Origin of the sequence: Rhodococcus sp. NPDC006774 (assembly GCF_040636045.1) — a bacterium.
GTDB lineage: Bacteria > Actinomycetota > Actinomycetes > Mycobacteriales > Mycobacteriaceae > Rhodococcoides.
Genome location: NZ_JBEYIW010000004.1, coordinates 345,196 through 356,832, shown reverse-complemented (window position 1 = coordinate 356,832; position 11,637 = coordinate 345,196). Strand labels below are relative to the sequence as shown.

General features: G+C 66.8%; 10 protein-coding genes. 9 read left to right on the top strand and 1 reads right to left on the bottom strand.

Features of this window, described 5'->3' with window-relative positions; all coding sequences use genetic code 11:
• Positions 1-11: 11 nt before the first annotated feature.
• The 8 genes from ABZ677_RS09010 (at position 12) to ABZ677_RS08975 (ending at position 9,013) form a co-directional block, all read left to right on the top strand.
• A complete protein-coding gene (locus ABZ677_RS09010; RefSeq protein ID WP_082323719.1) occupies positions 12-1,127 on the top strand; it encodes an MBL fold metallo-hydrolase in 1,116 nt (371 codons plus the stop codon).
• Positions 1,128-1,151: 24 nt separating this feature from the next.
• Complete coding sequence (locus tag ABZ677_RS09005; protein WP_358368487.1) at positions 1,152-3,548, top strand: HAD-IC family P-type ATPase; 2,397 nt, start codon at positions 1,152-1,154, stop codon at positions 3,546-3,548.
• A 42-nt stretch (positions 3,549-3,590) separates the two neighbouring features.
• Positions 3,591-3,779, top strand: a complete 189-nt coding sequence (locus tag ABZ677_RS09000) for an antitoxin (RefSeq protein ID WP_037191803.1) — start codon at positions 3,591-3,593, stop codon at positions 3,777-3,779.
• A 77-nt stretch (positions 3,780-3,856) separates the two neighbouring features.
• Positions 3,857-5,485 (top strand): Na+/H+ antiporter, encoded by a 1,629-nt coding sequence (locus tag ABZ677_RS08995; protein ID WP_358368484.1) that lies wholly within the window; start codon positions 3,857-3,859, stop codon positions 5,483-5,485.
• Between the two features lie 13 nt (positions 5,486-5,498).
• Complete coding sequence (locus ABZ677_RS08990; protein WP_358368481.1) at positions 5,499-6,680, top strand: alpha/beta hydrolase; 1,182 nt, start codon at positions 5,499-5,501, stop codon at positions 6,678-6,680.
• The gene (locus tag ABZ677_RS08985) at positions 6,677-7,849 is read left to right on the top strand and encodes a histidine kinase (protein WP_037192165.1); all 1,173 of its coding nucleotides are present in this window, start codon (positions 6,677-6,679) and stop codon (positions 7,847-7,849) included. Before ABZ677_RS08990 ends, ABZ677_RS08985 begins: the two co-directional genes overlap by 4 nt.
• Entirely contained in the window at positions 7,846-8,640 is a 795-nt protein-coding gene (locus tag ABZ677_RS08980; protein ID WP_037191809.1) for a LytTR family DNA-binding domain-containing protein, read from the top strand. Before ABZ677_RS08985 ends, ABZ677_RS08980 begins: the two co-directional genes overlap by 4 nt.
• 13 nt (positions 8,641-8,653) lie before the next feature.
• Positions 8,654-9,013, top strand: coding sequence for a membrane protein (locus ABZ677_RS08975; RefSeq protein WP_037191813.1), 360 nt, complete (start codon positions 8,654-8,656; stop codon positions 9,011-9,013).
• A gap of 12 nt (positions 9,014-9,025) precedes the next feature.
• Here ABZ677_RS08975 and ABZ677_RS08970 read toward each other — a convergent pair whose 3' ends face one another.
• Entirely contained in the window at positions 9,026-9,688 is a 663-nt protein-coding gene (locus ABZ677_RS08970) for a GAP family protein (RefSeq protein ID WP_358368477.1), read from the bottom strand.
• A gap of 101 nt (positions 9,689-9,789) precedes the next feature.
• Here ABZ677_RS08970 and ABZ677_RS08965 point away from each other — a divergent pair, with 101 nt between their 5' ends.
• Positions 9,790-11,532, top strand: coding sequence for a cation acetate symporter (locus tag ABZ677_RS08965; protein ID WP_358368474.1), 1,743 nt, complete (start codon positions 9,790-9,792; stop codon positions 11,530-11,532).
• Positions 11,533-11,637: the final 105 nt, after the last annotated feature.

Here is an 11,637-nt window from a genome sequence, read left to right as displayed (position 1 = left end):
CTGTGGTGGCCGTGACGAAGACGAAGTTCGTTCTGGGAGCCACGGCAGCACTGAGCGGGGCATGGTTGGCGCGTGCGCTGTGGGGTCTGCCGTCGGCCATCGGTGCCAGACGCGTGCACATCACCCCCTACGCCGCCGCGTCTCCGCGCTACCGCGATCGCCGGTTCCACAACTCCGACCCCAGTTCCAGCTATGTACCGGGGCGGGGCGAGAAGGGACAGCAGAACATGTTCGTCTCGCTGGTCACCGAACGCGGCAAGGGCAGGCCGCAGCGTCCGATTCCGTTGGCACCGCCGATCGCGCCGGTGGACGCGGGCGAGCTGGCCGTCACCTGGTACGGCCACTCGAGTGTGCTCATCGAGGTCGACGGCTATCGCGTCCTCGCCGATCCGGTGTGGAGCAATCGCGTCTCGCCGTCGTCGGTGGTGGGGCCCGCGCGCCTGCATCCGACGCCGGTCGAGCTGACCGATCTGCCGAAGGTCGACGCCATCGTCATCTCCCACGACCATTACGACCACCTGGACAAGGCGACGGTGCAGAAGCTGGCGAGCACACAGTCGGCCCCGTTCGTCGTACCGCTCGGCATCGGTGCGCACCTGCGCAAGTGGCGGGTGCCCGACGATCGCATCATCGAGCTGGACTGGGACGAGCAGACGAACCTCGGCGGCCTCACCGTCACCTGCACCGAGGCTCGGCACTTCTCCGGCCGCGGCCTGACCCGGGACTCGACGCAGTGGGCATCCTGGGCGTTCGCCGGTCCGGTTCGACGCGTCTTCTTCGGCGGCGACACCGGCTACACACCGAAGTTCGCCGAGATCGGCAGCAACTACGGCCCCTTCGACCTGACGCTGCTGCCCGTCGGGGCCTACGACGTCCGCTGGCCGGACATCCACATGAATCCCGAGGAAGCGGTCACGGCGCACATCGATCTGACGGCGTCGGGCATCTTCGTCCCGATTCATTGGGCCACGTTCAATCTCGCCTTCCACCCCTGGTCCGAGCCGATAGTGCGACTGCATGCCGCCGCCCAGGACGTCGGAGTTCAGGTGGCGGTGCCGATGCCGGGGCAGCGAATAGACGGCACGCGAACGCTGCACGACGATCGTTGGTGGGCTCGGCTGGGCTGACCGGACCGGGTTTAAGCTGCACGCATGTCTATCGAGGCCGATGCTCAGCGGGATACCGGGCTGACCGAGGCGGATGTCGCCAGGCTCAGGGCCGAGGGAAAGTCGAACGACGTTCCGGCCCGCGCTTCTCGGTCGGTTCGCGACATCGTCCGCGGCAACGTGTTCACCCGAATCAACGCCATTCTCGGTGTGTTGTTGATCATCGTGCTCTCCACAGGCTCGGTGATCGACGGCATGTTCGGGCTGCTGATCGTCGCGAACAGCGGCATCGGCATCGTGCAGGAGATCCGCGCGAAGCGCACGCTGGATCGACTCGCCATCGTCGGGCAGAACAAGCCCCAGGTGCGACGCGAGGGCACCTCGAAGCAGATCCCGCCCGACGAGGTCGTGCTCGGTGACATCGTCGAACTGGGCCCAGGCGATCAGATCGTCGTCGACGGTGAAGTGATCGAGACCGCGAGCCTCGAGATCGACGAGTCGTTGCTCACCGGTGAGGCCGACACGGTGCACAAACTTCTGGCAGCGCAGGTACTTTCGGGCAGTTTTGTCGTCTCGGGCAGCGGTGCGTATCGCGCGACGAAGGTCGGGCGCGACGCCTATGCCGCCAAGCTTGCCGAGGAGGCCAGCAAGTTCACGCTGGTCAAGTCCGAACTGCGTAGCGGTATCGACAAGATCCTCAAATTCGTCACGTACCTGATGATTCCGGCCGGCGCACTGATCATCTACAACCAATTGTTCTCCAGCGGTCAGGCTTTGAAGCCGGCTCTCAACGGCATGGTCGCGGCCCTGGTGCCGATGGTCCCCGAGGGTTTGGTGTTGATGACCTCCATCGCGTTCGCGGTGGGCGTCATCAGGCTCGGTCAACGGCAGTGCCTGGTGCAGGAGCTGCCTGCGATCGAGGGCCTCGCCCGCGTCGACGTGGTGTGCGCCGACAAGACCGGCACCCTCACCGAGAACGGTATGCGGCTGTCCGAGTTGGTGCTGATCGACGAGCATGATTCCGATTCCGTCACAGCGGCTCTCGCGTCCCTGGCCCACGACGATCCGCGGCCGAACGCGAGTGTGCAGGCCGTCGGCGAGGCGTATCCGGACGCGCCGGGGTGGGTGCAGACGGCCGTGGCCCCGTTCTCCTCGGCCAAGAAGTGGAGCGGACTGTCGTACGGCGAGCACGGAAACTGGCTCCTCGGTGCCCCGGACGTGTTGCTCGACGCCTCCTCCGACATCGCACGTCGCGCCGAATCCACAGGTTCGAAAGGGCTGCGGGTATTGCTGCTTGCCAGCAGTGACATCTCCGTCGACGATCCGGATGCGCCCGGTGTCGTCACCCCGCGAGCGCTGGTGGTCCTCGAGCAGAAAGTACGCGAGGATGCCCGAGACACGCTGGAGTACTTCGCAAGCCAGCACGTGCAGGTCAAGGTCATCTCCGGCGACAATGCCGTCTCGGTCGGCGCAGTCGCGGGATCACTCGGCCTGCCCGGCGGCGACGCCCCGATCGATGCGCGTGAGCTGCCCGAGGACTCCGAGAAGCTGGCCGACACTCTGGCGACCTCCACCACGTTCGGCCGCGTTCGGCCCGATCAGAAGCGGGCGATGGTGGGCGCGTTGCAATCTCGCGGCCACACGGTCGCGATGACCGGCGACGGCGTCAACGACGTGCTCGCGCTCAAGGACGCCGATATCGGTGTGTCGATGGGTTCGGGGAGCGCAGCCACGCGAGCCGTCGCGCAGATCGTGTTGTTGGACAACAAGTTCGCCACGCTTCCCTACGTCGTGGGGGAGGGGCGACGGGTCATCGGCAACATCGAACGCGTCTCCAATCTGTTCCTCACCAAGACGGTGTACTCGGTACTGCTGGCGTTCCTCATCGGGCTCTCGGGCGTGCTGTCGCAGATCTTCCACTTCGAGCCGATTCCGTATCCGTTCCTGCCCCGGCACGTGACGATCGCGGCGTGGTTCACCATCGGAATCCCCGCCTTCGTTCTCTCGCTCGCACCCAACAACGAGCGAGCCCGCAGTGGATTCGTCTCGCGGGTGATGCGACTGGCGGTTCCGTCCGGTTTGATCGTCGGCTCGTGCACGTTCGTGTCCTACCTGCTGGTCTATGCAGGCCCGAACGCCACCGAGACTCAGGTGACGCAGGCCAGTACCACCGCGCTGATCACCTTGATCATGATCGCGCTGTGGGTGTTGGCCGTCGTCGCGCGGCCCTACAGCTGGTGGAAGATCCTTCTTCTCGGTGGATCGGTCGGTGGCTACCTGCTGTTGTTCGCGATCCCGTTCTGCCGCACCTTCTTCAAGCTCGATCCGTCGAACGTCGGAGCCACCACCAGTGCGTTGATCATCGGCGGCGTCGGTATCGCGCTCGTCGAGGTGTCGAACAGGATCGGCACTGCGCTACGCAATCGGCAGAACAAAACGTAGGCTTTCGGGTGTTCCGTTGCACCCGACCGGCAGGAGAGTTTCATGGGCTTCGCAGACAATTTGAAGGGCATGGTCGACAAGGGCAAGGACCTTGCGGCCGAGAACTCGGACAAGATCGACGACGTCGTGGAGAAGGCGGGGGACTTCATCGACAACAAGACCGGCGGCAAGTACGCAGACAAGGTCGACAAGGTTCAGGACGCAGTCAAGAAGGCAATTCCGGACAAGTAGGATCTTTCGGTCTCCCGCATCGGTGATCGTGGCCGTCGGTCGTACCCCAGGGTGCGGCTGACGGCACAATCGTCGGGGTGGACGGACCGATTCTTCTTCTCGTAGTCATCTTCGCGATCGCGGTCGCCGGTTTCGCCAGGCGCATCGATCTGCAGGTCCCGCTCGTCCTGGTCACCGTCGGATCCATTGCCTCGTTCGTTCCCGGAGTACCGCACGTCAGTCTCTCGCCCCAGCTGATCCTCGGCGTGGTGCTTCCGCCGCTGCTGTACTCCGCCGCGTTGGATTTCTCGTTCGTCACCTTTCGGCGCAACCTCGGCCAGATTCTCCGGCTCGGTTTGGTCATGGTGATCGTGACGACGTTCGTGGTCGGCTGGTTCGCGAATCTGTTGATCCCGGAACTGACCCTGGGCGCGGCGCTGGTGCTCGGTGCCGTCGTTGCCCCGCCCGACGCGGTGTCCGCGGTCTCCGTCGGCCGCAAGCTCGGCCTGCCTGCTCGGATGATGGCCATCCTCACCGGCGAGTCTCTGGTGAACGACGCGGCCGCGTTGACCCTGTTCACCCTGGCCGTGGCGTCGGTGACAGGCAGTCGGATCGAACTGGGTTCACCGGTGCTGTTCTTCCTGTACGAGATCGCGGGCGGCGTACTCGTGGGGCTGGTCCTGGCTCGCATCGTGCGGTTCGTCCGCAATCGCATCGCGGACTCGGCGCTGGAGACCGTGCTCGGTCTGGTGCTGCCGTTCACGGCGTATCTGGCGGCCGAGGAGTTGCATGCCTCCGGTGTGCTGGCCGTCGTCACCGCCGGTTTCGTGTTGGGCCGCGTCACCGCCGACGTGTCGGTCTCCACTCGGGTGCAGGAACGCCAGGTGTGGCCGACGCTGGATCTTCTGCTCGAAGCATTCGTGTTCGCCTACATGGGTTTACAGCTGAAGTTCGTCATCGAGGAAGTCCAGCGTGAAGGGCTGCCGGTGCACCACGTGTTCGCCTATGCGTTGCTGGTGCTCGTGGTGGTGATGGCCGTCCGGCCGGCGTGGATCTTCGTCAATTCCGGTCGAAACACAGTGCTCCGCAAGCTGTTCCGGCGATCGTCGCCGGGTGACGCCGGTCTCACGTGGCAGCAGAACCTGGTGCTCTCGTGGGCGGGCATGCGTGGGGTGGTGACGCTCGCTGCAGCGGCCGGTGTGCCGCTGACCACGGTGCTCGGTGACGAATTCCCCGGGCGTGCAGTGATTCAGGCCGTGGCCTTCGTCGTTGCCGTCGGTACGTTGCTGCTGCAGGGTCTGACGCTTCCGCTGTTGATCCGCCGACTCGACGTCGCAGATCCACTCGAGCAGCAGCGCAACGACAATCAGCGGCTGCTCTCGCAGGCCATTGCCCGCACGGCGGCAGAGGACTACCTCCAGCGCGCGGCGAAGGACGGAATTGCCGGAGTGGACGCCGAGCGCGTCGACGAGGTGATCGAGCGCGTCCGACGTTCGGTGCGCGCTCGGTTGGATGCCGACGAGACCGAGGATCGCGAGAAGCGGATCGCGGCGGCAGGGGCGTTGTTCGATTCGCTGCGGCACAACGTGCTGGTCGCGCAGCGGGCGGCGCTCATCGCGGCCCGCGACTCGGGGGAGTTGGAAGACGAAGCTCTGCGGGCAGTGTTGAATGGCTTGGACGTGGAAGAAATTGCGGCGGAGGCTCGCATCGCACGACGTACACCGTAGGAGCGCAGAGACAGTGAGGTCGACCGGACCGGTGGTCGCCGCGGCACTGGTGTTCGCCCTTGCCGCGTGCAGCAGTCCCACCGCCGAACCCGTCGACCCCGCCCCCACTGCGGTCGCGGCACCCGAGGGCCTCGAACGCGGTGAGATCGTGTCGTCGATGCTGCTGGGACAGGTCGACATCGGTGTCGCCTACCTCGGCGGGACCGCCACGAAAATCGTCTACCGCACCACCGACGGGATCACCGGAGGCGGCACGCAAACCTCGGGAACGGTGTTCGTGCCCAAGGGGTCTGCGCCGCCGGGAGGCTGGCCGATCGTTTCCGTCGGGCACGGAACCACCGGTGTCACCGACGAGTGTGCGCCGTCGCTGTACCCCAACCTGTTGGGCACCATCGGCCTGGTGACGCCGTTCCTCGAACGCGGCACGGTGGTCGTGGTGACGGACTACCAGGGCCTCGGGACGCCGGGAGATCCCGCCTACCTCGACCGGGACGCCGCAGCGTACGACGTCATCGACGCGGTGCGTGCGGCCCGCAACGTGGTTCCCGACGTCGGCACCAGGTGGGGCGCAGTAGGCACTTCTCAAGGTGGACAAGCGGTCTGGGCGGCAGCCGAACGCAGTGGCGACTACGGCGACGGTCTGCAACTGGTCGGTGCCGCGGCGCTCTCTCCGGTGGCCGATGCCACTCGCTTCTTCGCACCCGAGACCGAGCAGACCGTGCCGCGTCAACTGCTGGTGCCGTATCTCTACGAGGGTCTGCACGCCGTGGATCCGACTGCCGAACGTTCGGATTACATCCGCGGCACGTTCGCCGACAACGTGTCCGCACTGACCGCCTGCAGTGACCTCCTCGGCTTCTCCAAGGCCGACGCCGGAGCCGTCCTCGATCCGGCCGATGCTCTCCCGGACTCCGAGGAGGCATCGGATCGGATGACGCAGTGGCTCGAATCGGTTGCGGTTCCGACTTCCCGCACCGGGGTACCGCTGTTGGTCCTGGTCGGCGAACGCGACGACCTCATCGATCCCCAGTGGACCCGCGACGCGGTGGCCGAGGCCTGCGCATTGGGCGACGACGTCGAGCTTCGCTCCGAACCGGAGCAGGGCCATGCCGAACTGGCCGCCAACGGCATCGGAGTCGACTGGCTCGTCGAACGCTTCCTGAACGTGCCCACCTCGACCACGTGCGCGCGATGACCGCGGCACTGGCAACGATGGCGGTGATCGTGGCCGTGATCGTCTCGGTGATCGCCGTGATCAGTCTGCGCGGGCGACGGGACCTGACCACACCTGCCGAGCGCGCCGTCCACGCCACCCTGCATACCGCCTCGCTGGCGGCCAAGCCGCTGCGCGACGGCCTCGACGCTCGTTCGGCCGCCGCGGCCGCGCCGCATCTGCGGGTGCTGACGGGTGCGGACGCACTGGGCATCTGCGATCCCGACGGTTCGCTGCTGGCCTGGGACGGCCCGTGGGACGAGCTGACGCCGGCCTTCGTCGAGGCGGCGAAACGGGCCGTGGACGGGCAGCGGCGCGTCCTGGTGCGTCTGCCGCTCGGTTCGATCCACGAGGTCAGAGCGCTGGTGGTGCAGCCGTTGGTCGTCGACGAGTCTCCGGTGGTCGGGGTGTTGGGCGCCGCTGTCGTCGCCGAGCCCGGACCGGGCATGCTCGGGGCCATCGCCGAGGTCGCGCGCTACGCCTGCGGTCAGATCGAGCTCGCCGAACTCGACGCGTCGAGGGCGCGGTTGGACCGCGCCGAGGTGCGGGCCCTCCGCGCACAGATCAGCCCGCACTTCATCTACAACGCACTCGGCACGATCGCGTCGTTCGTGCGCACCGACCCGGATCGGGCGCGGGAGCTGGTGCTCGAGTTCGCGGACTTCACCCGATACTCGTTCCGCAACGCGGGCGAGTTCACGGTGCTCGCGGACGAGCTGCGCAACATCGATCGGTACCTGACGCTCGAACGCGCCCGCTTCGGCGATTCCCTGCAGGTCACGTTGCAGGTCGCTCCCGAGGTGTTGGGCGTAGCACTGCCGTTTCTCGCGCTGCAGCCGCTCGTCGAGAACGCCGTCCGCCACGGCCTGTCCGGTAAGGCCGACGGCGGCCGAGTGACGATCATCGCCGCCGACGAGGGCACCGACGCGGTGATCAGTATCGAGGACGACGGTGTGGGGATGGATCCCGAAGTGTTGCGCTCGGGAAGTCTGCACACCGAGGACGCGGCCCATGTCGGATTGGCGAACGTGGACGATCGGCTGCGGGCAGCCTTCGGGAACGATTACGGTCTCGTGGTGGACACCGCACCGGGCGCAGGCACCAAAGTGAGCATGCGGGTGCCCAAATTCAGGCCGGGTGTGCGGGCATGACGCAGGCTGCCACCCCCGGCCGTGGGTTGATCGTCCTCGCCGTCGACGACGAGCGCCCGGCACTGGACGAACTCGCCTTTCTGCTGCGCCAGCAGGACACCGTCGCCGAGGTGTTCACCGCGCAGGACGCCACCACCGCACTGCGGCAGCTGCAGCAGACCTCCGCGCAACCGATCGACGCGGTGTTCCTCGACATCAACATGCCCGGGCTCGACGGCCTCGAACTGGCCGGCATCCTGTCGGCATTCGCGCGGCCACCCGCCGTCGTGTTCGTCACCGCCCACGACGACCGGGCCCTGGCCGCCTTCGATCTCGGTGCCGTCGACTACCTGCTCAAGCCGTTGCGAGAGGATCGGCTCACCGAGGCACTGCGCCGGGTGTTGCTGGCGCGGCGTCGACCCGCGGAGTCGACGGACACGTCGGCCGACGAGGTCATCCCCGTCGAACTCGGCGGTACCACCACCTTGGTGCACCGGTCGTCGGTCGCGTGGGTGGAGGCCGACGGCGACTACGCGAGGTTGCACACCTCCAACGGCTCGCACCTGGTGCGTATACCGATCTCGGCCCTCGAAAGTCGCTGGGCCGATGCCGGATTCCTCCGCGTGCACCGCTCGTACCTGGTCTCGCTGCGATTGGTCACGGGGATCCGCAGCGTCGGTTCGGGTCTGGTGGTGTGTCTGCGGGCCAGCGGAAACCTCGCTGCCTGCGAACTGCCGGTGAGCCGACGGCACGCCAGAGAACTCAAGGACAGACTGGTCCGCGGGCCGCTGCAATCGTGGTCGTCCCGGTGACGAGGAGTACGCAGTGAGCCAGCCGCACCGACAGCGGGTGGTGCTCTCGCAACGTCGCGGCGCACGGATGGTGCGCACCCGCGTCGAAGTGCAGGAACAAACCGAGGTCGGCGACGCCCTGGTCCGTAGCCTGGTTCGCGCGCAGCTGTTGCTGTCGGTGCGCCTGGCGGTGATGACGCTGTCGATTCTGTTCGCAATTCCGTTGCTGGGGCTGCTCCTCGCACGTGTCACCGACGTTCCACTGCTGGGAATCGGGCTGTCGTGGGTGGTGCTGGGAGCAGCGATCTATCCGATGCTGTTCGGTGTGGGCTGGATGTACGTGCGTAGAGCCGAACGCAACGAACACGACTTCACCGTCTTGATGGACGATTGACTCGATCGATGATCAGATAGCGTTCACTGTCATGTACAGGCCAAGGGCCAGGAGTATCGCGATCAAGACGACGTCGCTGTACGCGACGAACCGGTCGACCACGGTGCTCATGGGACGTCGGGCACGGTCGCGGAAGACGAGCAGCGCGACGGCAGGCGCAGCGACGCCCAGGCTGGACACCACCACGAACACCACCGCGGCCGTGATCTGGACGGCCACAACCGAGGACGCGTCGACGATCACCGCTACGGCGGAGAGCGCGATGACGGCACTCTTCGGATTCACCGATCCGAGCAGGAACGCAGTGACGAAAGCCTTGCCTCCGCTGAGGTTTCGGGCCGTCCCGACCCACCCCGGTTCTTCCTGCGCCGGGCCGTTCCGCACCCGCCCGACCAGCTTGCGGACGCCGAGAACGAGCAGAGCGAGACCGAGAGCCACCCTCAGCCACCGCACCCAGCCGGACGAGTCCGACGCCAGGACTGCGGTGTCCACGATCACCAGCCCCGCGGCGGTGACGGCCGCGACGCCTGCCAGCCATCCGGCAGTGAACCGAGCGAGCACGGAACCGGTGTTCAGAGAGCCGAGACCGGCCGCCACAGCGGCCGTGGGCAGATGCGCGAACACAGCACCTGCTGCGAACGGCAGACACGCAGCGACGGCCGCCGATACCGTCATCGGGTCGCGCTCGGCACGTGCACACACTCAGTGTCCCACCGCGAAACCGATCACCACATGAGTTTCGCCGCTGGGATCCACGATCAGAAGATCGCCGTCCAGTGAACCAATCCATTCCGATCGCGACGGTGATCGCGCTGCTGGTGGCCGCCGTGGCCACGGTGGGCATCGGTATCTACGGAGTTCGGCTGGCTCGCACCACCTCCGACTTCCTGGTGGCCTCGCGTACCGTCGGACCACGCTGGAACGCTGCCGCCATCAGTGGTGAATACCTCTCCGCTGCATCGTTTCTCGGGGTTGCGGGTCTGATCGCGAAGTACGGAGCCGATGCGCTGTGGTACCCGGTCGGCTTCACCGCCGGCTACCTGGGTCTGCTGTTGTTCGTCGCGGCACCGCTGCGCAGGAGCGGCGCGTACACGGTGCCCGATTTCGTCGAATTCCGGCTCGGCGCACCGTGGTTGCGGACCGTGGCGATGCTGGTGGTCGTGGTCATCTGCGCGCTGTACCTGGTGCCGCAGTTCCAGGGCGCAGGCCTGACCCTGAACATTCTGCTCGGAGTGCCCGGCTGGGTCGGTGCCCTGGCGGTGGGGCTGATCGTCATCGCGAACGTCGTCGGCGGTGGCATGCGCTCCATCACCTTCGTCCAGGCGTTCCAGTACTGGCTCAAGCTCACCGCAATCGCCATCCCGGCACTGGTGCTGGCCGTGCATTTCTATTCCGACGACCGCGACGTCGGCAGTCCGGCCCCACCCACGGTGACCGAACAGACCGCCGTCGACATCACCATCGATGTTCTCGTACAGGTGGATTCGCCGATCGTCGTCGCCGTGACGGGGACTCTCGACGACGAGAGCGTCGACGGGCGAGTCCTGCTGGACGCAGGTGAACACCGGCTGGGCTCGGGTACGTTGCTGACCCTCGACGCCGGATCGCCCGTCCCCGTCGTCGCGGGAGCGCCGACCACCGACCGGGCGTGGGCTATACCCGGCGGGGGACTGGGCGGGGCACACCCGCTGTATCAGGTGTACTCGCTGATTCTGGCCACGTTCCTCGGAACCCTCGGCCTGCCGCACGTGCTGGTGCGCTTCTACACCAACCCCGACGGCCGAGCGGCGCGACTGACCTCGCTCACCGTCCTCGCGCTGCTCGGCATGTTCTACCTGTTCCCGACGGTGCTCGGAGTGTTCGCCCGGCTGTACGTGCCACAACTGCTGATCACCGGGGCATCCGACGCAGCGGTGCTGCTGCTGCCCGGCTCGGTGCTGTCCGGAATACCGGGCCAACTGCTCGCCGCACTCGTGGCCGCCGGTGCCATCGCCGCCTTCCTGTCCACGTCGTCGGGCCTGCTGGTCAGCATCGCCGGTGTGCTCAGTACCGACGTCCTCTCGGGCAAGGTCCGAGATTTTCGCGTCGCTGCCGTTCTGGCCGGTGCCGTGCCGCTGGCACTGTCGATCGGCGTTGTCTCACTCGATCTTTCGCGCACCGTCGGGCTCGTGTTCGCCGTCGCCGCATCCACCCTGTGCCCACTGCTGGTACTGGGCATCTGGTGGCGCGGCCTCACCGCAGCCGGAGCCGCGACCGGACTGCTCCTCGGCGGCGGCATCTCACTCGTCGCCGCGTCGATCTCCGTCGTCACCCCCATCTCCGACGGCGTCCTCGGCGGCTGGGCGGCAGCGATCCTCGGCTACCCCGCCGCCGTCAGCGTCCCCGTCGCCTTCGCCTCGATGATCGCCGTCAGCCTCGCCACCAGAAGAACGATCCCGTCGGACATCTCCCGCATCTTCGCGCGACTGCACCTGCCGGAAGGCCTCGACATGGGCAAAGACCGAGAGCGCGAGCTCTGAGACCACTGGGTCATTCCGCAGGCTCCACTCCCGCAGAGCCGCTCAACTGCCATTCTCGACCGCTCGTCGCACACTCCCGCAGCCCATCGTGTGATCGACACCACC